Annotated in this window: 23 protein-coding genes; 9 read left to right on the top strand and 14 right to left on the bottom strand. The window is 54.3% G+C overall.

Features of this window, described 5'->3' with window-relative positions:
• The first annotated feature begins 132 nt into the window (after nucleotides 1-132).
• Nucleotides 133-1,479 (top strand): isochorismate synthase MenF, encoded by a 1,347-nt coding sequence (locus tag M0644_RS02295; RefSeq protein WP_286626419.1) that lies wholly within the window; start codon nucleotides 133-135, stop codon nucleotides 1,477-1,479.
• Here the strand turns inward: M0644_RS02295 and M0644_RS02290 are convergent.
• The 7 genes from M0644_RS02290 to M0644_RS02260 form a co-directional block, all read right to left on the bottom strand.
• Nucleotides 1,476-1,784: a hypothetical protein gene (locus tag M0644_RS02290; protein WP_226971987.1), complete on the bottom strand. Its 309-nt coding sequence runs from the start codon at nucleotides 1,782-1,784 to the stop codon at nucleotides 1,476-1,478. The genes M0644_RS02295 and M0644_RS02290 overlap by 4 nt on opposite strands.
• A 179-nt stretch (nucleotides 1,785-1,963) precedes the next feature.
• Nucleotides 1,964-3,112, bottom strand: a complete 1,149-nt coding sequence (petH, locus tag M0644_RS02285; protein WP_149817780.1) for a ferredoxin--NADP reductase — start codon at nucleotides 3,110-3,112, stop codon at nucleotides 1,964-1,966.
• A gap of 147 nt (nucleotides 3,113-3,259) precedes the next feature.
• A complete protein-coding gene (locus M0644_RS02280) occupies nucleotides 3,260-4,282 on the bottom strand; it encodes a diguanylate cyclase domain-containing protein (protein WP_149817778.1) in 1,023 nt (340 codons plus the stop codon).
• Between the two features lie 34 nt (nucleotides 4,283-4,316).
• Complete coding sequence (locus M0644_RS02275; RefSeq protein WP_286626414.1) at nucleotides 4,317-4,832, bottom strand: methanogen output domain 1-containing protein; 516 nt, start codon at nucleotides 4,830-4,832, stop codon at nucleotides 4,317-4,319.
• A 268-nt stretch (nucleotides 4,833-5,100) separates the two neighbouring features.
• Nucleotides 5,101-5,565 (bottom strand): PAM68 family protein, encoded by a 465-nt coding sequence (locus M0644_RS02270; RefSeq protein WP_149817774.1) that lies wholly within the window; start codon nucleotides 5,563-5,565, stop codon nucleotides 5,101-5,103.
• A gap of 5 nt (nucleotides 5,566-5,570) precedes the next feature.
• The gene (rpsO, locus tag M0644_RS02265) at nucleotides 5,571-5,840 is read right to left on the bottom strand and encodes a 30S ribosomal protein S15 (RefSeq protein WP_149821602.1); all 270 of its coding nucleotides are present in this window, start codon (nucleotides 5,838-5,840) and stop codon (nucleotides 5,571-5,573) included.
• Nucleotides 5,841-5,946: 106 nt separating this feature from the next.
• Entirely contained in the window at nucleotides 5,947-6,987 is a 1,041-nt protein-coding gene (locus M0644_RS02260) for a LysR family transcriptional regulator (protein WP_149817772.1), read from the bottom strand.
• Between the two features lie 384 nt (nucleotides 6,988-7,371).
• Between M0644_RS02260 and M0644_RS02255 the strand changes: the two genes are divergently transcribed.
• Complete coding sequence (locus M0644_RS02255) at nucleotides 7,372-9,549, top strand: CHASE2 domain-containing serine/threonine-protein kinase (protein WP_286626413.1); 2,178 nt, start codon at nucleotides 7,372-7,374, stop codon at nucleotides 9,547-9,549.
• Nucleotides 9,546-9,806, top strand: coding sequence for a FeoA family protein (locus M0644_RS02250; protein ID WP_286626411.1), 261 nt, complete (start codon nucleotides 9,546-9,548; stop codon nucleotides 9,804-9,806). Before M0644_RS02255 ends, M0644_RS02250 begins: the two co-directional genes overlap by 4 nt.
• Here the strand turns inward: M0644_RS02250 and M0644_RS02245 are convergent.
• The 6 genes from M0644_RS02245 to M0644_RS02220 all read right to left on the bottom strand — a co-directional run bounded on the left by M0644_RS02245 (nucleotide 9,789) and on the right by M0644_RS02220 (nucleotide 15,505).
• Nucleotides 9,789-11,420: a CTP synthase gene (locus tag M0644_RS02245; protein ID WP_149817766.1), complete on the bottom strand. Its 1,632-nt coding sequence runs from the start codon at nucleotides 11,418-11,420 to the stop codon at nucleotides 9,789-9,791. The two genes, M0644_RS02250 and M0644_RS02245, sit on opposite strands and share 18 nt — an antisense overlap.
• 80 nt (nucleotides 11,421-11,500) lie before the next feature.
• On the bottom strand, nucleotides 11,501-11,845 hold the full coding sequence (locus M0644_RS02240; RefSeq protein WP_149817764.1) for a helix-turn-helix transcriptional regulator: 345 nt from the start codon (nucleotides 11,843-11,845) through the stop codon (nucleotides 11,501-11,503).
• A gap of 117 nt (nucleotides 11,846-11,962) precedes the next feature.
• Complete coding sequence (locus M0644_RS02235; protein WP_286626408.1) at nucleotides 11,963-13,648, bottom strand: B12-binding domain-containing radical SAM protein; 1,686 nt, start codon at nucleotides 13,646-13,648, stop codon at nucleotides 11,963-11,965.
• A gap of 69 nt (nucleotides 13,649-13,717) precedes the next feature.
• Nucleotides 13,718-14,239: a metallophosphoesterase gene (locus M0644_RS02230; RefSeq protein ID WP_286626407.1), complete on the bottom strand. Its 522-nt coding sequence runs from the start codon at nucleotides 14,237-14,239 to the stop codon at nucleotides 13,718-13,720.
• Nucleotides 14,240-14,258: 19 nt separating this feature from the next.
• Nucleotides 14,259-14,504: a hypothetical protein gene (locus M0644_RS02225; protein WP_286626406.1), complete on the bottom strand. Its 246-nt coding sequence runs from the start codon at nucleotides 14,502-14,504 to the stop codon at nucleotides 14,259-14,261.
• A gap of 62 nt (nucleotides 14,505-14,566) precedes the next feature.
• A complete protein-coding gene (locus M0644_RS02220) occupies nucleotides 14,567-15,505 on the bottom strand; it encodes a DMT family transporter (RefSeq protein WP_286626405.1) in 939 nt (312 codons plus the stop codon).
• Between M0644_RS02220 and M0644_RS02215 the strand changes: the two genes are divergently transcribed.
• The 5 genes from M0644_RS02215 (at nucleotide 15,504) to M0644_RS02195 (ending at nucleotide 20,691) form a co-directional block, all read left to right on the top strand.
• Nucleotides 15,504-15,626: a hypothetical protein gene (locus M0644_RS02215; protein WP_286626404.1), complete on the top strand. Its 123-nt coding sequence runs from the start codon at nucleotides 15,504-15,506 to the stop codon at nucleotides 15,624-15,626. The two genes, M0644_RS02220 and M0644_RS02215, sit on opposite strands and share 2 nt — an antisense overlap.
• Nucleotides 15,627-15,750: 124 nt before the next feature.
• Nucleotides 15,751-17,631 (top strand): hypothetical protein, encoded by a 1,881-nt coding sequence (locus tag M0644_RS02210; protein WP_286626402.1) that lies wholly within the window; start codon nucleotides 15,751-15,753, stop codon nucleotides 17,629-17,631.
• 53 nt (nucleotides 17,632-17,684) lie between these two features.
• Nucleotides 17,685-19,493, top strand: a complete 1,809-nt coding sequence (locus M0644_RS02205) for a proline--tRNA ligase (protein ID WP_286626401.1) — start codon at nucleotides 17,685-17,687, stop codon at nucleotides 19,491-19,493.
• The gene (locus tag M0644_RS02200) at nucleotides 19,490-20,119 is read left to right on the top strand and encodes a class I SAM-dependent methyltransferase (RefSeq protein WP_286626400.1); all 630 of its coding nucleotides are present in this window, start codon (nucleotides 19,490-19,492) and stop codon (nucleotides 20,117-20,119) included. Before M0644_RS02205 ends, M0644_RS02200 begins: the two co-directional genes overlap by 4 nt.
• Entirely contained in the window at nucleotides 20,116-20,691 is a 576-nt protein-coding gene (locus tag M0644_RS02195; RefSeq protein WP_286626398.1) for a hypothetical protein, read from the top strand. The genes M0644_RS02200 and M0644_RS02195 overlap by 4 nt, the downstream gene beginning before the upstream one ends.
• On the opposite strand, the gene murA is transcribed toward M0644_RS02195, so the two are convergent.
• Nucleotides 20,647-21,966, bottom strand: a complete 1,320-nt coding sequence (murA, locus tag M0644_RS02190; protein ID WP_286626397.1) for a UDP-N-acetylglucosamine 1-carboxyvinyltransferase — start codon at nucleotides 21,964-21,966, stop codon at nucleotides 20,647-20,649. The two genes, M0644_RS02195 and murA, sit on opposite strands and share 45 nt — an antisense overlap.
• Before the next feature lie 116 nt (nucleotides 21,967-22,082).
• Here murA and M0644_RS02185 point away from each other — a divergent pair, with 116 nt between their 5' ends.
• Complete coding sequence (locus M0644_RS02185; protein WP_286626396.1) at nucleotides 22,083-22,514, top strand: hypothetical protein; 432 nt, start codon at nucleotides 22,083-22,085, stop codon at nucleotides 22,512-22,514.
• The last annotated feature ends 105 nt before the right edge of the window (nucleotides 22,515-22,619 follow it).

Genomic DNA, 22,619 nt, shown 5'->3' with positions numbered 1-22,619 from the left:
CTACTCCTCAGCATAATCAGGCAGACAGGGAAGTTCCAGTCTTTTTGCCAAAGGTTCCCTGCCAAGGGGAAAATGTAAGGGCAATCTTGACCTTGTTTGGTTATGCCCGTTTCGCTGCCCCTTACTTTTGATTTGTCCTCTGAGTCCGAGTTTTATACTCAGGTCAGCGCTGGAATGCAGGCAGCACAGCAGGCCAATTGTCAGTTCCTGAGTTTAGGCATCTCCTTACCCACCGTTGATCCCCTGATCCTATTGGCTGGGCTGATGCAAGTCAGTGGCGAAAGTGAGCATTTTTACCTTGAGCAAGCGGGGGAGATTGTTGCTGCCTGTGGTGCGGTGGCGACCCGCAGTGTTCAGGGACATCAACGGTTTGTGGAACTCCAGCGTTTTAGTGAACAAACTCTCAGCCGCGTGTGGGCGATCGCTCCAGCCGAACCGCGCCTGTTCTGTCAATTTAGTTTTTGGGATCACCTAGGCTCTAACTGGGGGTTCTTACCCCGCTGGCAGGTGATTCAGCGTCTGGATCAGGTTTGGCTCACCCTCAGTTGTGCCCTAGAGACCAGTACACCCCATCGCCTCTGGCAAGACTGGCAACTAGTGCAGCGGGCACTGACCCACATTCTGGCTGAGCCGCCCCCCTGTCCAGCGCCCTCGGCGATCGCTCTTCCGCCTCTAACTGAGCAATACGGGCAATTTATTACCAGTGTCCAGCAGGCTCTCAAGCTCCTTGAGGAGGGAGACCTCGAAAAATTGGTTTTGGCCGCTGCCCTCACCCTAGAGCAGCCTCAGGGGTTCAACTGGCTGGGAACGTTGCAAAACCTGCGTCAGCAGTACGCCAATTGCTACATCTTCAGTGTTGGCCAAGAGCGGCAGCAGGTCTTTTTGGGGGCGAGTCCCGAACGCTTGGTCAAAATTGCCGATGGCGTTCTCTGTGCCGATGCTTTGGCGGGTTCCCGTCCCCGCGGGCAAACCCAACAGGAGGATCAAAGCCTGCGCAATGGCCTTTACCACAGCCCCAAGGAGCGCTACGAGCATCAGGTCATTGTTGAATTTCTCTGCCAAACCCTCCAACAGTTGGGCATGACCTGTGAGGTGCCGACCAAACCACGTATCCTTGAGCTAAGTCATATCCAACATCTGCAAACGCTGATTCAGGCCCCGCTGCCGCAACCCATTCATATTCTCCAAGGGGTGGCGGCCTTACATCCGACGCCAGCAGTGGCAGGGTATCCTGCTTCACGGGCACAGGACTGGCTGCGGCAACTGGAACCCTTTGATCGCAGTGGTTATGCTGCCCCCCTTGGTTGGGTGACACCCAGCGGAGAAGGGGAATTCATTGTCGGAATTCGCTCTGCCCACCTTCAGGGCAACTCTGCCCATCTTTTTGCTGGGGCGGGGATTGTCAAAGGCTCTCACCCGGAACGGGAATGGCAGGAAATCCTGTGGAAATTTCAGACGATGATCTCGGCTTTGGCTTAGCGCAGGGGGGGCTGTTTTTTGCTCATCGTCAGCATCGGCAAGGGCTGGGAGGATTGGGGCGGCAGCGCATACTGGGGCACTTTCTCAGGGAGAGGACGTTCGGGCGATCGCTGGAGCAGGCGATAGAGCAGCGCGCTGCCCATCAAACCTAGACCCAATAGCAGCAGACCGTTGTAGCCCCCCAAGCCACCAATGGTCGAATCCACCCCTCCCATTAGCAGAAGGAAGGCGGAGATGGGTTCTTTACGGTAGGCTTTGCGCAGAAAGCGAGGATAAATCATAGGCGATCGCTGGGTACTCACCATACCATTAGAAGAATACGAGAATGCTCATGACTTGGCGTTAAATAGGCTACATTCTAGCAACCGTACGCCAAACATCTTTCAGGAACAGCTCCATCAGGCGACTTACTTCTATCCTGACAGATCCAAAGGGCAATTGGCATTGAGGAAAAAAGGGGGCGATCGCCCCCCAACTGATCTTCCTAGTAGGTTTCCACGTGCCAACGGCCTTCTTTTTTGAGCGTGCCCTTGAGGAACTCTTGCCAGTCGGCACCATTTTTGGCTGCCACTGCTGCCATTGCTTCATCAATACCCGACTCCATGCCCTTCAGACCACACATATAGACATGGGTGTTTTTCTTCTGCAGGAGTTGCCAGATCTCATCCGCATGCTCAGCAATGCGACCTTGGATGTACATCTTGCCGCCGTCGGGGGTTTTCTGCTCACGGCTAATGGCATAGGTGAGGCGGAACTGATCGGGATACTTCGCCTGCAGTTCTTCTAACTCATCCTTATAGAGGATATTCGCGGTATAGGCAACGCCAAAGAAGAGCCATGCCAGACCCTTGAATTGATAGTCTGGATTATTTTCTTTGAACATGCGCCACAAAAAGGCACGGAAGGGAGCAATCCCCGTTCCTGTTGCCAACATAATGATCGTTGCTTCTGGATCATCGGGCAGGAGCATTTCTTTACCGACAGGCCCAGTGATTTTCACTTCATCGCCAGGTTGCAGTTGGTTCAGGTAAGAAGAACAGACCCCATAGATGGTTTCGCCGGTTTCTTTGTCTTTGTACTCTAGACGGCGCACACACAGGGAGACGGTTTTGTCATCTTGAAAGTCGCCGTGGCGGGTCGAGGCAATCGAGTAGAGGCGCAGCTTGTGGGGTTTGCCGTTGGCGTCAGTACCCGCAGGAATAATGCCAATACTTTGGCCTTCGAGATAGCGCAACTCAGTACTAGAGATGTCAAAGATGATGTGCTTGACGGTTCCCTCGCCCCCTTCGCGCACCAACTCTTCATTGGAAATGACCTTACCAACGCAGGGATTATTGGGACGATAGATATTGACGGGAATATCAACTTTCTTTTCTTTAACTGGGGCAGCACTATTATTGGATACGGGTTCCGTGGTGGCAGCCGTACCATCGAGGGGTTGAATGCTCACAATTTTGCCCCCCCAGCGGGTAATCTGCTGCATAAACTGATTCATGCGGTCATAGGGAACGTTGAAAAATTGACTGCCACTGTTGCGGATGGCATAGTCGGTTTTATCGGTTTCGGCATTTTGTCGCAGTCCCACCACTTCATAGCGAAACATCCGACTGCCAGAATTCGTCGCATTGTACATGGGCTACACGATCTCCAAAAATTTACTCAGCTTTACATTCTGCAACACAACGTCCCAACCGCGATCAACTATCACGTTTTGGCTACGGGATTGCCGTGCTTTGGCCACCCACATTATATCTAGCAGAGGCAGCTACAGGGGCTTTCCCTAGGGGTAGGGCTGAATTTCTTGGCTGGAAGAGACAGGCGCACTCATCCAAGCATAGGTTTGTAACACATAGCGATCGCGCCCTGAGCGTTTGGCCTCGTACAAGGCAGCATCAGCAGTCGCTAGCAGCTCTGCCATTGGGCAGTCCCTAAGGGTGGCGCTCACGGTGCAAATGCCGGCACTGACGGTGAGGTAGGGTTGCACTGGTGAACTGGCATGGGGAATCCCTAGGCTGCGAATGTAGTTAAAAATCCGCTCTAAAACGCAAATGGCAACGTCATGGTGGGTGTGGCGCAACAGGAGAATAAACTCTTCACCGCCATAGCGAGCCACGAGATCAGCTTCCCGCACTTGGGATTTAATGGCATGGGCAACCCGTTGCAGGGCGCGATCGCCCGCCAGATGGCCGTAGGTGTCGTTGTAGCGCTTGAAGTGATCAATATCCAGCAGAGCAATGGCAAAGGGAAGATGGGTGGTGGCCGATTCCCGCCAAGCCGACCGCAGACCGTCTTCAAAGGCACGCCGATTCGCCAATTTGGTCAGGCTGTCCTGCTGGGAGACCCCTTGGAGATGGCGATTTTCCGCCTCTAGCTGTTTTTGCCGCTGCTGTAGCTCCACAATTAGAGCTGTTTGCCGAGCCATTTGCTCTTGCAAGCGCTGAAACTGCTGCCGTTGGACGATGAACTGTCGCAGAAAACGGGGCTGGCGAAACAGGCGCAGGAGAATCAAGGGGGGCTGGCAACGGTGGATACCCACGGCTTCCACTTCGATTTTTTGTCCTTGGGGACCTCGAAGAGTGCCGGGCACCATTTGCGTCGCCTGTTGCCAGAGGGGCAGCCATTTATTGAGTTTCTCTGGGGGGGTGGCGACCAGTTCCCGAAGGTTGCAATTGAGCACACTGCTGCCAAAAAATTCACGGCCACTGGGGTTAATGGCCACAATGTTGCCTTGGACATTCATGACCAGCGTTGGCTCTGGCAACAGATCGATCCATGCGCCAATATCGAGTGTAAAGTCGCTCATCTTAACCCCGCCGGAATGTAAGGACTTGACTGGCTTAGACTGACTCAATGCGATAGTATTCTCGCCCCTTGGCCGCTGAGGCCGCAGCAGTAGGTTGGGTATAGATCACCACGTGGCACCCTTGATCCCCATTGGCGATCGCCTTTTCAATACAGACCTTGGCATAGCCCAAATGGTGCGCCACAATCACGCCAAACACATTTGAGGTCATCATGCACAACGAGGGATGACCCACCACACCACTGCCAAGGGGGCAACGCTGATTCCCTAAGATAATACGTTCCTCATCCTGCTCAATCAGGAAAAATCCCCCTTCAATGCGATTTTTGAGATCCACAAGAATTTGGGCAATCGTCTTGGCATCAAGGGGGCGATCGCCAAGGGCTTGAGTGTAGAGAGCGTTGATTTGATTGCCCATTTGCTGCCCTACAAGGGCAATAAACCCAGAGGCATCATCGAGACCCACGACATCTTCAAGGGTTTCTGCCACTAATCCCAGCAAATTTTGCAGAAAGCTAGCGGACTGTAGGCTAATGGGCAGATCTCCCACGTTTGTGCGAGTCTCAACTGGGAACATTTCCGTTGCTGTCATAGGGGTTACAAGGTTTGAGCGACTTGAGCACCCTTTGCCGTTGGTCATGCCTGAAGCAGTGTTGCCATCAAGCCCTTTTAAGGTGTTGCTGACTGTGCTCAGGTGTGACTCAAAGGGTGTAACTATATAAATCTATGGTAGATAAGCGACGGAGAATGATAAGAATCCGTAAAGAATTCCTTACATTTTATTGATGAGAGAAGCAGATGTGACTCAACGATCGCCCCTATTCGGCGTTTTGCGATCGCTGGGCTTGATAGGCCTGCCAACTCTCGATCACACGACCAAAATTGGTGCGGAATTCTCGCCAACCGAGCCAACTTCCCTGCTCGTGCTCATCCCAAGAGGCAGAAAGAATCCCATAGCTCAGCCCCAGCGCCCCAAGGCCAAAGAGACCGAGACTAGCGATGACAACGGCCACATTAGGCAACTTAAACCAGCCCTCATGGACAATGAAATAGCTGAGGGGAAACGTCATCAATCCCAAAAGCGTGGGGGTACCGCAGCAGATTGCCATCCGGGTAACCATGCGTTGGCTGACAATTTCTGGAATGCCTGTACTTTTTTTGGCTGGCTTGGCTGGGGATTTTGGGGCATTAGAACGGACGGCTGCGGCAGCAGGAGCTTTGGCAGGCTTGGTTGCTCCTTTTTTCTTTTTAGGCTCAAAAGGCAGATCCGACCGTTTTGCCATTGTCTTTAACCCCGAATTCCTAAACGTTCAATGAGTTGGCGATAGCGCTGGGCATCGTGGCGATGGATATAGGCCAGTAGCCGCTTGCGACGGCCAATAATTTTCAGCAGTCCTCGGCGAGAGGCGTGATCTTTTTTATTCGCCTTGAGATGCTCAGAAAGCTGCTTGATCCGCTCCGTGAGGATGGCAACTTGGACATCCGCAGAGCCAGTATCGGTACCGTGAATCTGGTAGGTGTTGATGATTTCTTGTTTAACGTCGTGTTGCAGGGCCATGGTCATCAGTTATGAACAGCGCGATCTATTATCATACTCCGATCTTTTGAAATAATAAACTCTCCTGAGCGCGACTATTCTGCCTGTTGGCTGCCACTGCGTTGCCCTAAGAATTACTGACATTGGTGCTGTTTTCCTCAAGGGGGGCGATCGTCAGCAGTTCCTTAAGGGGTTTTTCACTATCGGAGATGGGGGACTTGGCCGTTGTCAGTTCTGTATCAATGGCAAAGGTGGCAAATTGGGTGAGAATTTCACGGCAGAAGACCTCGGCTGCCCGCGATCGGTAGCGATTGGGATTGGTAATCAGTGACAGGGTGCGTTTCACCACCACATTTTCGATACCTATCCGCCGCAGGCTCCCCAGTTGTAACTCCTTCTCAATGGCGGAAATGGAGACAAAGGCAGCCCCCAAGCCCGACTGCACGGCGTTTTTAATCGCCTCAATGGAATTCAGCTCCATCTCCACCTTCAGGCGGCGGGGGTCAATGTTGGCGCGCTGCAGCACCTGATCAATCACCTTGCGAATGGTGGATTGGGCATCGAGGGCAATAAAGCCCAGCTTGTACAAGTCTTCTTTGGTGAGGGTTTCGGCACTAGCCAAGGGATGATCCACGGGTAAGACCAGTGCCAGTTCATCCTCCGCATAGGGGGTGATGGTAATTTGCTCGCTCAGTTCTGAGGGGACTTCGCCGCCAATAATTGCTAGATCAATTTGACCGTTGACCAAACTCCAGCAGGTGCGGCGGGTGGAATGCACATGGAGTTGAACAGCGACTTCGGGATATTTGCTGCGAAACAGGCCAATCATGCGGGGCATCAGGTAGGTGCCGGTGGTTTGGCTGGCTCCAATGATCAATGTCCCCCCCTGCAATTTTTGTAGGTCTTCGATGGCACGGCAGGCTTCATGGCACAGGGAGAGAATTTGATCGCCGTAGGCCAGTAGGAGTTGTCCGGCTTCGGTGAGTTGGGCACGGCGTCCCCCGCGGTCAAATAGGGGAACATCCAGTTGGCGTTCAAGGTTTTGCACCTGTAAACTCACTGCGGGTTGGGAGACGTAAAGGCTGTCAGCGGCTCGCTTAAAGCTTCCTTCGAGGGCGATCGCCTTCAGGATTCGCAATTGATCAAGGGAAAAGGGCAGTTCGGACATAGGCATTGAGGCCATAGGCGTGCCACTAAGAGGCGTTTTTCTGAACTTATCAGGAATCATGCCCAATTGATATCTATCCCCGCACAAGAAAGCTGAGTTTGGCTTGCCAGTGACGCAAAATAGCACATCTGAAACCTATTGTAAGGGTTCAGTTTCCCCCGCGCGATCGCTGACTTTTGTTACATGTTGTTACATTATTGCGCTGGGGAGCGAGCGATCGCCATCTAGCACCAAGAGAACAGTTGCCTCTATTGGCTGCTTCTTAACCCCCTATCCCGTTGCTCATCCCCTAGCAGCAGCGGAAAGGGAAGATGGCGGTTCGCTAAAATCGGTCTAGCGATGCTCTCGGGGCGCCGCTGCACAATTGCGCGAGGAGTTGAAATCGTGCCCTACCCTTGGCCAAAATGGCTGCCGATGCCGGTTGTTGCCACCACACTGGGAGTAACCGCTGTGGTGATCGGTGTGCGCCAACTGGGACTGCTTCAGCCGTCGGAACTGAGTCTGTATGACTTCTATGTGCGATCGCAACCCGCCCGTGACCCTGATTCGCGTATCCTGACGGTGCTGGTGACGGAGCAGGACATTCAAGCCCAAAAAACGTGGCCCCTGCCGGATGCTACCGTTGCCGATCTCCTCACCCGCCTTAATGCCGCTAGCCCGCGTGCCATTGGCTTGGATATTTTCCGCGATTTGCCCCACCCCCCCGGCCACGACGAGTTGCAAAACATGATTCGCATCAACCCGCGCATTATTCCAGTGTGCAAATCAACGGGGGAAACAGCGGAGCAACCCGAAGTGCCACCACCACCCAGTATTCCCGCAGCACAGGTGCCAGAGCGAGTGGGCTTTGCCGATATCCCCCTCGATAACGATGGTGTCATTCGCCGCAATCTATTTGTGATCAGCAATCCTAAAGCACAGCGGTGTACAACGCCCTTTTCCTTTGCCCTGATGCTGGCACTGCGCTACCTAGAACAAGACCCCGCTCAGACTATCAAACTCGATGACAAGGGTTTGACGCTCAATGATGTGCATTTTCCCCTCCTCAGCAGCGATGCCGGTGGCTATGTGGGGGTGGACGATCGCGGCATGCAAACCCTGCTGAAGTACCGCTCACGCAACGCAGTGGGGCCAACGGTTTCCCTAACGGATGTACTGACCGGACGGGTGAGCGAAGACCTGATTCGCGATCGCGTCGTTTTGATTGGGGTGTCTGCGCCGAGCATCAAGGATATTTTCCTCACCCCCTATAGCGGTAGTGATGCCGTGACGCAGCAAATGCCGGGGGTGGTTGTTCATGGCCAGATGGTGAGTCAATTCCTGAGTGCGGCCCTCGACGGCGAAAGTCCCATTTGGTATTGGCCGCTGCCAGTGGTGCTCGGCTGGATTCTGCTGTGGGCTGGGGTGGGCAGTGTCCTTGGCTGGTGGTTGCGGCAACCCCTGGGGTTGGGGGGCGCGGTAGTGGGGGGGCTAATTGTCCTTTTTGGTGGTGGCTTTGGCATTTTTGTCATGGGGAGTGGCTGGATTCCCGTGGTGCCGCCGGCGATCGCCCTAGTGCTCAGCAGTATGGGTATGGTCGGCTACGTTAGCTATCAGGCGCAGCAGGAGCAAAAATCTTTCCAAGAAAAAGTACAGGAACAGGAAAAAGCCTTGGCACTGTTGCGATCGCTGATGGCCGAGGATACGGCAGCCCTCAATGCAGCCCTGCGAGAACCCACAGAAATTACCGGCAAACCCCGTTCTCTCCTCAGTGGTCGCTACAAAATCCAAAAAGTCTTGGGGTCAGGGGGCTTTGGCCGCACCTATTTGGCTCAGGATACCCAGCGACCGGGGAACCCCCTCTGTGTGGTCAAGCATTTGCGACCGGGACGCACCGATGAGCGCTTTATGCAGGTGGCGCGACGGCTCTTTAATACCGAAGCAGAAATCCTTGAAAAGCTAGGACGCCACGATCAAATTCCCCTCTTGCTGGCCTATGTTGAGGAAAATCAGGAATTCTATCTGGTGCAGGAGTTTATTGATGGTGCTTCCCTAAGTGAGGAACTGCAACGCAAACACACGGAAGCTGAGGCCATTCAACTCCTACGGGAAATCTTGGAAGTGCTGAGTTTTGTCCACAGTCACTATGTGATTCACCGCGATATTAAGCCCGATAATATTATTCGCCGTGCCAGCGATCGCAAGCTGGTGCTGATTGACTTTGGGGCAGTGAAGCAAATTCAACCCCAAGAAGTGGAGAAAACCCAAGGGAGCACCGTGGTCATTGGTACGATGGGTTATGCTCCGCCAGAGCAGCTCTCCGGTCAGCCCACCCTCAGCAGTGATATTTACGCTGTCAGCATGATTGTGCTGCAGGCTTTAACGGGTATTAAACCCCGCGATCTACCGCGAGATCCGCGCACGGGTGAAGTGGATTGGCAGCAGTGTGTCACAGTGAGTGAAGGTCTAGCGGCAGTGCTCAATAAGATGGTGAAATTTAACTTTAGCGATCGCTACCCCTCCGCCAAGGAAGCCCTTCAAGAGGTCCGGCGCTTGGCGACACCTGCTTCACCCGTCTCATGAATTATCCTGTGGTGCTCTCTGACCTCCCCCTTGGTACTTCGGCGCGGATTACTGCCATTGAGGGAACCCCCGCTTGGCAACGGCGCCTTGCTGCCGTGGGGTTTACCGTCGGCCAAACCGTCACCCTGTTGCGTCGTGCCCCCTTCAGTCAAACCTTGGCCGTACGGGTGGGTGCCCTGACCGATGTGGCCATACGGGCAACAGATGCCAGCACTATCCTTGTGGAACCGCTGCGAAATCTAGAGGCTTGGGACTAACTGTGAATTGTCACGATTAGAATTCTTGGCTGCCGCTGCCAGCAAGCCGTAAAAGAGAGGATGAGGCGCATTGGGGCGGGAACGAAACTCGGGGTGAAACTGCACCGCAATAAAGAAGGGGTGAGCCGGATACTCGATAATTTCTACTAAGCGGCCATCAGGAGAGGTGCCTGTAATTTGATAGCCCGTTTCTAAAAAGAGGCTGCGATAGGCATTGTTAAACTCGTAGCGATGGCGGTGCCGCTCGTAGATGACCGTTTCGCCGTAGAGCTTTTCGGCAAGGGAATTGGGGGCTAGGCGGCAGGCATACAAGCCCAAGCGCATCGTTCCCCCCAAATCCACAATGTCCTGCTGTTCAGGCAACAGGTGAATCACCGGATGGGGGGTATTGGCATCAAACTCAGCACTGTTAGCATTTTCTAAACCGGCAATATGGCGTGCCCACTCAATCACCGCGCACTGCATCCCCAAGCACAACCCCAAAAAGGGAATTCCTTGCTCACGGGCGTACTGAATGGCGGCAATTTTGCCTTCGACGCCGCGAATACCAAACCCCCCCGGCACAACAATCGCCGCGACATTGCTGAGGGCATTTTCTACACCATTTTCAACAATTTCTTCGGAGTTGACCCAGCGGATACGCAGTTCCTGATCAAGGGCGATCGCCGAGTGCCGCAGGGCTTCCACCACCGAAAGATAGGCATCGCTGAGGCGGACATATTTGCCCACAATCGCCACCTCCAACGGCGTATGGGAACGGTAGAGCCGCTCCACCAGAGCCTGCCACTGACTGAGATCCGGTTGCCGTTGCTCCAAGTTCAAAAGACTCAAAACTTGGGTGGCTAACCCTTCGCGCTCAAGCAGCAGAGGCACTTCATAGATACTTTTGGCATCCGGCGAGGGAATGACACATTCCACAGGGACATCACAAAATTGGGAGAGCTTTTCCTTGATGCCCGGTACAAGGGGGCGATCGCAACGACAGATCAGAATATCCGGCTGAATCCCAATGGAGCGCAATTCCTTCACCGAGTGCTGGGTGGGTTTTGTTTTCATCTCCCCTGCCGAGGGAATCCAAGGCACCAAGGTTACATGCATAAACAGCACATGGTGCCGCCCCACCTCCGTGCGAAACTGACGGATGGCCTCTAGAAAGGGCAGCGACTCAATATCGCCAACGGTTCCCCCAATTTCAATAATCACCACATCGGGGTTTTTGTCCTTCGCCACCCGTAGAATGCGTTCTTTAATCTCATTCGTAATGTGGGGGATGACCTGCACCGTTCCCCCCATATAGTCGCCGCGTCGCTCTTTGTTAATCACCGCTTGGTAAATGGATCCCGTCGTGACGCTATTGAGGCGGGACATGGGTGTATCCGTAAAGCGCTCGTAGTGCCCCAAGTCCAAATCCGTTTCGGCACCATCGTCGGTCACAAACACTTCCCCGTGCTGGAAGGGACTCATCGTGCCCGGATCCACATTGATATAGGGATCAAGCTTGAGAATTGACACGGAATACTGCCGCGATTTCAATAGACGCCCCAGACTAGCGGCGACAATTCCTTTCCCAATACTGGAGACGACACCGCCAGTCACAAAAACATATTTCGTCATTGCTGAATGCTAGTGCTAAGCCGCAGAGGCCATACTCATCAAAACCTACGCAACTATTCTCGCATATTGGGGCATGGCGCCTAGGAGAAATTGTGCACCAATTCCTTGACGACTTGGGATTGCTCCTCAATGCGCTGCCTCAGCCGCTGGCACACCAGATCACACAGCGGAAAGATCGTCGGGTCAGCAATTTCGTAATAGACGGTAACCCCTTGGGGTTGTCGCCGCACCAGACCCGCCTGAGCAAGGGTTTTCAAGTGCTTTGAGACATTGGCCTGCCCCAACCCCGTTTCCTGAATAATCTCCGAGACATTGCGCCGTCCCTGTTTTAGGGCACAGAGCACTTGCAGGCGACTCGGTTCCGACAGCACTTTGAAATACTCGGCAACGTGGGTGAGCAAGTCAGGGGAGGGGAGGTCAACCATAGGGGATATCGCACACTAGAGACACAGATCAAGATAACTTAGCTTAATAACTCTATTATATGACTGTACAGTAAATAAAGCAGCCCATCCTAGGGATGGGGAATGCTGCGAGGAGCGTTAGCGCAGCTTCACTGGCAACTTGATGGCCGATTTGGGCGAGGTGGCCGTTGTGTTTTTTTGCCGTAGCCGTTGGGCATAGAAGGACGCCGCCTCATCACCACGGGCACATTCTTGGGCAAAGTTAATCAGATGATGCCCCACCACACCCACGTGGATCACTTGTTCAATTTGGCCTTTTTTCAGGGCAGGCCCTGCCAGCTTCCAGAACGTCTTGCGGTAGCTCCCCCAAAGCCCCACGTGCCAGAGGAGATTTTTCATGATCCGCAGTCCCCGCAGGATATTTTCGCGGCTGAGGCGAGCTGGGCTATTCGGCACTGCAATGCGGTTGGGATACGTGTGTTCCATTTGATAGGCAAACCGCTCGTAGAGAAACTCCGGTTCATAGGCGGTGGTGATGGTGCGGCGCCACATTTCCACTACTTCTTCGTAGGGCATCAGGAACTCAACATTGGATTCGCGGTTTTCGTCATGGTTGAGGCGGCCTTCTGCTTCCAGCCGACGCCAGAGGGGGGTACGGGGTAGGGCGTGCAGCAGGTTAATCGTCAATGTGGGAATGTGGGAAGCGCGAATAAACTCAAGAATGCGATCGCCCGTTTGGGGTGTATCGGTATCAAAGCCAATAATGATCCCAGAAACCACTTCCATGCCGTAACGATTGAGGGTTTGCACCGCCTGCAAAATCGGCATACTTAGGTTTTGATCCTTGTGGATGGCGTGGAGCGCTTCAGGTTCCGGGGTTTCAATGCCACAGAAAATCGTACAGAAATAGGCTTCCCGCATCATTTCTAGAAGTTTTGGGCTTTGGGCAATGTTCAGGGTCGCTTCACAGGCAAATTGCAGCGGGTAGCCATTGGCCCTTTGCCAGTCAATCAGATGGGGCAGCAGTTCCATGACGGCGCGGCGATTGCCAATAAAGTTATCGTCAACGAAATAGACCGCCCCCGGATTTCCTGAAGCCAGCATTGTATCCAGTTCCTTGAGGATTTGCTGCGGCGTTTTCAGGCGCGGATTGCGGCCATAGAGTTCGGGAATATCACAAAACTCACAGCGAAAGGGACAGCCACTGGAAAACTGCACACTGCCGAGGAAGTAATTTTCCATGCGCACGTGCTGGTAGGCAGGCACAGGAAATTCACTCAAGGGTAACCGTGCCGTGGTTTCAAAGATCAGTTGTTGGGGCGGGCGCTGGCTGCCGTACTCGTCAAAGTAAGCAATCATTTTATCGGTGGCATCCCCCAGTTCCCCTAGGTGGAGAATATCCACATCGGGATAGTATTCCGGACAACTGGAGACCGAAGGCCCGCCGAGGGCAGTGAGTTTACCGTGACGATGGGCAATGTCGTTGATTTCTAAAATTTGTGGCCGCTGAATGTGCATGCCGCTAGTAATGACAATATCAGCCCAAGCATAGTCAGCATCGGTTGCTGGCCGTACATTTTCATCAATCAGGCGCACTTCCCAAGAGTCTGGAAGATAGGCGGCCACCAACAAAATCCCTTGGGGTGGCATAAAGGCGCGTACCGTGCCCATGAGGGGGTAGGCGTGGTGAAACGTACCAAAGGAGCGGCTATAGCGGGGGAAAATGCAGAGAATACGGCGATGGTTGCGGGGGGTATAGGGGACTCGACCACCGGTCATCTCGGGAACCAGTTTAATCTCATCGGTGTTCCGACTGAGGTTCATAGCCCACCACTCCTACCTACACGCACTTTTCAATAGGTATAGCCTACAAATGCGGCTATCGCCTAGGTTTTAGTACCCTTTGGCACTAAAGTCCAAGGTGAGGGGAATCTCTACCCGTTCAATGTGGGTTCTAAAGGTGCCATCGGGGTATAACAACAGATGACGAAAACCGGGACCAATGGGTTCAAGGGAAAATTCAGGGGCGCGAGGCAAAAACTGGATACAGGTGGAGGGGCAGCCGAGATACGTCACCCCTTGCCGCTCGGTGGCAAATTCCTGATGGATATGACCAAAGAGGACAAGCTTCACCTGCGAATGGCGATCCAAGACAGCAAAAAGGTGCTCAGGGTTTTGTAGGCGGCTACTGTCGAGCCAAGGGGCACCGGTCTCAAAGGGGGGATGGTGCAGGGCAATGAATGTGGGGCGATCGCCCGCGCGACTCAAGGTTGCCTCTAGCCAGCTTAAGGTTTCAGGACGCAATTCACCATGGACTTTGCCATCCGCTTGGGAACTGAGGAGCAGGCCTTGCCAAGTCCCAAGATTGATCTGGCGATCGCCCCTCAGCGGCGGACGTTCCAGCGCCGGCAGCATTACCCTTGGTTCATCATGGTTACCGGGAATCCAAATATACGGGACATTTAAAGTCCCCGAAAGCAGTGGCCAAACGGTCGTAGGTGGTGGCAACGGGTTCCTGTGCCAAGTCTCCCGTCAGCAGCAGGGCAGCAGGGGCATGACGGTGAATTACCCCTAAAACAGCAGCTAGGGATTGAGCCGTGGGCAAGCCAAGGAGTCTGCCTTCATCTGTGGCAAATAGATGCAGATCTGATAACTGGATCAGGTGAAAGGGATCATTCATAGACTTGCTGGGGTGTGGGGACGCTGGGCAGGAAACTGACCTATTTGACTGAGGTTAATCGACTACTTTTGATCGACTACTTTAACGCTGACCGAAGTTGCCGATTCCCGCAAGCGGGTGGGTAAGGGGAGTTGTTGCCACCACCGCCCCAGCACTTGGCGCTGATTGATGATGTAAATGCTAACCAGCGTCAGACCCACTCCTAGCAACTGAACTTGACTCAGGGTTTCCCCCAAGAACCAATGCCCAAAGGTGAGGGCAAATACTGGGGTGAGGAAGGTCAGAGCACTGAGACTAGTCAGATTCCCCTTGGCAGCGAAATAAAAAAAGACACCGTAGGACAGGGCACTACCGAAGAGGGTGGCATAGCCCAAATTAAAGACATCTGGCCACTGTAGAGCCGCCCAAGGTGCTGGGGTATTCAGGCTCGGCAAGAGCAAGAGGGGCAACCCGCCCAAGACCATGTGCCAGCCGGTAGCCACAACGGGATCCGCATAGCGTGCCAAGGGACGCATGAGAATGGTTCCCACGGCCATTGAGAGGGCAGCCAACAGCATCCACAGTTCACCTCGCTGCCACCACTGTCCCCAAGGAATACCTTGCCATGCGCTGGGTTGATGGAGCAACGTCAAGAGATCATCGCCTAGACCAATACCGCTAATGCCCACTAAGCCAAGAAATAGCCCCAGCCAGCCCCAGCCGCCAACGCGCTCTTGATATAGCCAGCGGGACAGCAATGCCACCGCAAGGGGTTGGGAGTCAATCATGACAGAACCCAGCCCGGCTCCCGTTTTTGCTAAGCCAGTGGCCAGAAGCCCCTGAAATAAAAAGCCATCCACAAAGGCAAAAAGACTAATCCATCCCCACGCCCGTAAGCTATTGGGTTGGGGCTTACCGAGGGCGATCGCCACCGCTAACACCAGAAGGCCTGCGGGCACAAGGCGCACACCGGCAACCCACAGCGGCGAGGTATGGGGCATCACCTCTTTCATGGCCACCATGGCAGTTCCCCAAAAGAAAAAGGGGGAGATTAAAATCAAGCTTTGCCAGAGTGCGGTCACAGGCGTTGCAAAATCAGGAGAAATGTTAAGGATTATTGCGATTCGTATCCTTAAATTATAATCCTGCCGTGGGAAACGGCAACTTGAGGAGGGAATTGCCAAGTTGATTTGCTATAACAATTTCTAACGACCTCCCTAGCATCCTAGGGAAATTTGAGGCAGTGGGTGAGGAGCCGCAGCAGGAAATGAAAGCACTAGAGGTTTGGCAACGGTGGTTGCGGCGGGTTCCTAAGTCAGCGGAGCTAGCGATCGCCCCTGTGGGGACAACAGTCACTGCATCTCTGCCCTCCCGCTGGCAAACCTACCGCCAACGACTCATGGCCTATGAGGGGTGGCCTTGGCTCATCCCCTTTTTAATCTCCGGCGCAACCCTGATGACCGCCAGTGCTTGGCTATTGGTTTTACCCCCCTTGCCCGATTGTCGTCGCCCCGGCCTCGTCATGAGCGATGGCGATCGCCTCTACTGTGCCGATCAAGCCGCCCTCCACGGCAACTTACCCTCTGTTGCTCAAGCCATTGAAACCGTCGGTCAGTGGCCCGAAGATCACCCCCTTTTTCCCCAAGCGAAGCGGCGCGTGGATGAATGGTCAGCCGCCCTACTCGTGATTGCCCGCCAACAGTTGAGCCAAGGCAACATCGAACTGGCAACGCTGCTGCTGAAAAAAATCCCCACCACTGCAGCCAGCTACTCCCAAGCCCAAGAGCTACTGAGCGCAACCAATGTGGGAGAAGGGGGAAACTTGTTGGCCACGGCGGAGGCGGCACTGCGCCAGCAGGATTGGGGGCTGGCATTACTGCAAGTGAAACTGATGAACCAGTTGGGCACCGACTACTGGCGCGAACAGGCCCAAAAGCTCTCGGTGCGTATCTCCCAAGAACAGGATGCGTGGGTGCAATTGGTACAGGCACGGGATTTGGCGGCTTGGTTAACAGCCAATGAACTGGCCGAGGCGGTCATGCTGGCTCTGCAAATTCCCCCCGAGGCGGTTGTTTATTCCCAAGCCCAAGCGGATATTCGCCGTTGGATTCCCGAAGTGTTTGTGTACGCTGAAGAACGCCTAGCGGCCGGCGATCGCGAGGGTGCCCTAGCCCTCATTGAAAAAATTGCCCCCGCTCTCGATGTGTCCTACCACGATCGCCCGATTGTCATCTTGGGGCAGGCCAAAGCCCTTGCGGCCAAGGGAACGGTTTTGGGCTACTGGGAAGCGATCGCTCGCGTGCAGCAGATTCCCACCACGGATCCCTTCTATGCATCGGCTCAGGCCTACCTCAAGACATGGCAGCAGCAGTTGCGCAACCAGCAGCATCTTCAGTGGGCATCGTGGCTCGCCAATTCTCATCTGCGCTGGGGGTATGCCTTGGCCATTGCTCAAGCTCGGCAGGTGCCCCTTGGTCAGCCGGAACGGGGTCAAGCCCAAGGTTTGATTGCCCTTTGGCAGCGGGATCTGCGTACGATTGATGAGCAGCCCTTGCTCCATGCGGCGATCGCCCTCGCAGAACAGAAACAGTATCAGGCCGCCCTAGGGGTTCTGCAATACTTCCCCAGCAATGCTGTGCTTGCTTCTGTAGTGGCCAACTACCGCAACGAGTGGCAGGAAAAACTGGAAGAAATTGAGGATCGTCCGATTCTGGATCAAGCGATTCGCTTGGCACGGGAAGGCAAACTAGAGGAAGCCATTCAAACCGCTGAGCAAATTGGTTCTGGGCGCGCCCTCTACCGTGAAGCCCTCAATCGCATCTGGCAGTGGGACTATGAACTCAGCGTGCGCCAACGTCAACAGGCAGCACCCACGCCCGCTTGGTGGGAAAGCCCCCCCAGTCCCCCTGAAAGGACTTCTGAACCAGTAACCGAACCAGAATCAGTGCCGCCGGCCACACCCACCCCTGAAGCCACTGCTGCTCCTAAGCCGACACCTGAGACATCTCCAACGCCTACGCCCACCCCTGAAACCACCGTTGCTCCTACCCCTGCCAGTCCTGCACCGACACCTGAGGCCACGGTTGCCCCGATGCCGACACCTATTCAACCGCCAGCAGTAGACCCCGAACCAACGGCTACCCCCTAGCGATCGCTGGTCATCGTAAAATAGAGGCTCTGTGCAGTATCGGTAGCCCAGCTATGCGCCTCTCGCAAATGCTTTTTGTCACGCTTCGCGAGGATCCAGCGGAAGCGGAAATTCCCAGCCACAAATTGCTCCTGCGGGCGGGGTATATTCGACGGATTGCCAGTGGCATCTATAGCTATCTGCCCTTGATGTGGCGAGTGCTGCAAAAAGTGAGCGCCATTGTCCGTGAGGAAATGAACCGCAGTGGTGCCTTGGAATGTTTGCTGCCGCAATTACAACCCGCTGAACTGTGGCAAGAGTCGGGACGCTGGGATACCTATACCAAGGCCGAAGGGATCATGTTTTCCCTCACCGATCGCGCTGAGCGGCAGTTGGGACTAGGGCCGACCCATGAAGAGGTCATCACCACCCTCGCTAAGGACTTGATTCGCTCCTATCGTCAGTTGCCCGTTCACCTGTACCAAATTCAAACCAAATTCCGCGATGAGATTCGCCCGCGATTTGGTCTGATGCGGGGACGAGAATTCATTATGAAGGACGGCTACTCCTTCCATGCCGATGTGGCCAGCCTCAAGGAAACCTATCAGGTGATGTACGACACCTATAGCCGTATTCTTCAGCGCTGTGGCCTGACGTTTCGAGCTGTAGAGGCGGATTCGGGTGCGATCGGCGGATCGGGATCCCATGAGTTTATGGTGCTGGCTGCCGCCGGCGAAGATGAAGTGCTCTATACGGCTGACGGCCAATATGCCGCCAATGTGGAAAAGGCCGTTTCGCTGCCCCCTGACGCGGTGCCCACAACCTACAAAAAGGTGGCGACACTAGATACCCCCAATACGGCAACCATTGATGCCCTTGTTGAGCACTTGCAGTGCCATCCGACGCAAATTGTGAAAAATGTCCTCTATCGAGCGGTTTTCGATAATGGGCGGGTGGGTCTCGTGTTGGTGAGTATTCGCGGCGATCAAGAGGTGAATAGCGTCAAGCTGCACAACACCCTCACTTCCCTTGCGCCCAACTACGGGGCAACGAAATTGCTGGATCTGCGGGTGGCGGATGCCAATACCGCCCAAGAGTGGGCAGCCACCCCCATTCCCTTTGGTTACATTGGCCCTGACATAGAGGACGGCGTTATTAAAGCCGATCCCCAGATCATTCCCCACTGGATTCGCATTGCCGATCACACCGTAACGGAGTTAAAGCGGTTTATTACAGGAGCCAATCGCGATCAACAGCACCGTGTCGGTGTCAATTGGGGCAAATCCTGTCCATTACCGGCCATTGTCGCCGATGTGCGCAAAGCCCAAGCCGGCGATCGCGCCTGCCACGATCCAACACAGCACCTAGAGACGGCCCGTGGCATTGAAATTGGCCATATTTTCCAGTTGGGGACAAAGTATTCTGAGGCGATGAAGGCCACCTACACCAATGAACAGGGGGAAGAGGTGCCGCTGGTGATGGGCTGCTATGGCATTGGGGTTTCCCGCTTGGCTCAGGCGGCGGTGGAGCAGCACCACGATGCTCAGGGGATCATTTGGCCGCTGGCGATCGCCCCCTATCAGGTGATCATTGTCGTTCCCAACATCGAGGATGGGCAGCAAATGCAGGTGGCTACTGACCTCTACGATCAACTTCAGGCGGCAGGAATTGAGGTGCTCCTCGACGATCGCGATGAGCGGGCAGGGGTGAAATTCAAAGATGCGGATCTCATTGGCATTCCCTATCGCCTAGTGACGGGGCGGGCGATCGCCAAGGGGGAAGTGGAACTGGTGATCCGGGCAAGCGGTACCAAATCCACCCTCCCCTTAACCGAGGTTGTTCGTTATCTTCAAAAGGAGATTGCTCAGCAGTTAGGTCGATGATTCTCAATCCCTACCAGCGCACGAAACTGGATAGCCGCAGCGATGCTCTCTTTTATGCGGCACCGCGCTTTGTTACCCACGTGGATGATTTCTTTCTGGCGCGCCTCACAAATCTCTACCGCGAATACCTGCAGCCACAAATGCGGGTTTTGGACTTAATGAGTAGTTGGGTGTCCCATCTACCACCAGAGCTATCCTTTGCGGAGGTGGTGGGTCATGGGATGAATGCGGCGGAGCTAGCCCGCAACCCTCGGCTGGATCGCTACTTTGTCCAGAACCTCAATGAAGCGTTGGCTTTGCCCCTAGAGGAGGCCAGTTTTGATGCCGTGCTGATGGCGGTGTCGGTGCAGTATCTCCAGTATCCTGAGGCCACTTTTACAGAAATTGCCCGTATCCTCAAACCCCAAGGGGTGGTCATTGTCAGCTTCTCGAATCGAATGTTTTTTGAGAAGGCGATTCAGGCGTGGCGCGAGGGTACCGAGGGCGATCGCCTGCGCTTGGTGCAAACTTATATCAACAGCATTCCCTCCCTTAAGGTCATCGAAACCCATCTGCCCCGTCGCTGGCCTTGGCTGGGATTCACCGATCCCTTCTATGCTGTCGTGGGTCAAAAGCAGTCGGCGTGATGGTCAGAGGGGGCGTCTATGAACAGTTTCGCGGTGCCCTCCTTGGACTTCTGTGGGGCATTGCTAAAGAGGATATCTATCTAGCCCAAGCACTGCCCCACCAATGGTTAACCCCCAACCAAGGGGAGTGGCTCGTTCAGCTGCCGCAGTTGCTGGCATCATGGGACCAACCTTTGGTTGCCGTCCCCGAAGGGTTGCAGGACATTCAGACCCTGCTCCATGAATACCTCGCGGCGGCTTGGGCACCTGAGGCTCTGCCCCTACCCTCAGAAAAAGGGGAGATGATCCGCTATGCCTTGGCGATCGCCCCGTGGGACTTAGAATTAGCCCATGAAATTGTTATCAAGCAGCAACCCAGTGCTGGTTTTCTCTTAAGCTGTCTTTTTGGTGCCTATTGGGGGGCATTGGCCTTGCCCCTTAGCGCATGGGAACATTGGACGCCCACCGTAGCTGCAGTACTGGCGAATGTGATGGCGCAATGGACAGGGGGGATAGGAACCGAGATGGCACTTGCCCCCAAGGACGGGCTAAAAAACTGGAGAAGGGGCTGTACTCGGAACATAACGCTCTAGCTGTGCACCCAAACCCCGCAGCTTGGCTTCAATTTGCCAGTAGCCCCGATCTAAGTGCTGCAAGCCATAGACGTGGGTTTCGCCGTGGGCAGCCAGTCCAGCAACGACTAAAGCCGCTGTGGCGCGTAAATCCGTACCTGTTACCGGTGCACCGGAAAGATGGGGCACCCCTCGGATGGCGGCGTGATTTCCCTTGACGCGAATATCGGCACCCATGCGATTCAGTTCAGCCACATGGCCAAAGCGATTTTCAAACACCGTTTCGCTGACTAAACTATTCCCCTCACTGATGGCCAGCAATGTCATCATCAAGGCCTGCATATCCGTGGGAAAGCCGGGGTAGGGGAGCGTTTCAATGTCGGTGGCACGGTAGTGCAGAGCAGGGGTAAAGCGGACACGGGTGGGATCGGGAAATTCAATCCTCGCTCCCATTTCTTCCAGTTTGGCAACCACAGGTGTCAGGTGACTGGGAATGACCGGTGCCAATGTAATGGCAGAGCGGGTGACGGCAGCCGCCAAGAGAAATGTTCCCGCTTCAATGCGATCAGGGATAATTTCGTATTCAGTGCCGTGGAGGCGATCGACCCCAACAATGGTAATCGAATTGGTGCCTGCGCCATAGATTTTTGCCCCCATGGCGATACAGAAGTTGGCCAAATCCACCACTTCCGGTTCTTGAGCGGCATTTTCAATCGTGGTTTCCCCCTCGGCAAGGGTGGCGGCCATCATCAGGGTTTCCGTTGCACCAACGCTGGGATAGTCCAAATAGATGCGGGTTCCCTTCAGTTTGGGGGCACTGGCGGTAACAACACCGTGGTCAATCGTGACTTCGGCTCCCATCGCTTGCAGACCGCGCACATGCAGTTCCACCGGACGAGCGCCAATAGCGCAGCCGCCAGGCAAGGGAACACGAGCAATCCCCAACCGTGCCACCAATGGACCAATGGCAAAGAAACTCGCCCGCAGTTGGCTGACCAAGCGATAGGGGGGATCATTGGTATTTAATTCCGTGGCATCAATGGCGATCGCTTCACTACCGAGGCGTTGTACCTTGACCCCCAATGCCTGTAAAATTTCCCCAAGGCGACGAATATCCGCCAAGTCAGGCACTGCATGGAGAATTGTTGTATCCGCTGCTAAGAGTGCCCCCGCCATCAAGACTAATGCTGAATTCTTGGCTCCGCTAATCCTCACCTCCCCCGATAACCGATAGCCCCCCTGAATCTTGAGGTGTGCCTGCTCTGTGGTCAGCGGCGTTGCGGTCGAGGTTAGCATATTTCACTCTCACAGCCAAAAGAATTCCAAGCGATTATATCCTATCAGTGCGAATTTTATGCAAAGATCAACAAGAGAAAGACTGTGATTGTGCAAGTAATTTAATCATTCATTTGATGGAACACCAAAACCTCAGCGATCTACTGCGGCAAGAGGCAGCCAAACAAAGTCAAGCGCCCAGCAAGCGGAGTCGACACCAGCCCACCAAGGCAGAACTAGAGCAAGAACTGGCCACCCTCAAAGCAGCGTTAGCAGCGGCAGAAGCTGAGAAAACCGCTCACAGCACCCAGATAGAGCAACTGCAACAGGAAGTGCAAACGTGGCGCGATCGCGCCCAAGCCCTCGAAACTGAGCTTCAGGACCTCCAAACCCGCCATCAGGCTCTAGAAGCCGAATTTGAAGAGGCCAAAGAAGTCATTCGCCAACTCACGGTGCCTCAGCCCTACCGCTTTGAGGATGTGGGATTTAAGCCCCTTGTCAATGAAATTCCCATCTCCAATCCCAATGCCTCTCACCTTGGCGATGCAGAAATTGGTTGGTTTGATTAGGGATTGTCCAAGGGATTGGATCACTCTTTGAGAAGATTAAAAAAATGTAAAGGCAGATAAATCAATTATTAAAATTCCCGCAGCGGTAATCTAATGTACATTTCA

The sequence above is a fragment of the Thermosynechococcus sp. B1 genome (assembly GCF_030322985.1).
GTDB lineage: Bacteria > Cyanobacteriota > Cyanobacteriia > Thermosynechococcales > Thermosynechococcaceae > Thermosynechococcus.
The sequence above is the reverse complement of the archived record's forward strand: the minus strand, read 5'-3'. Positions and strand labels throughout refer to the sequence as shown.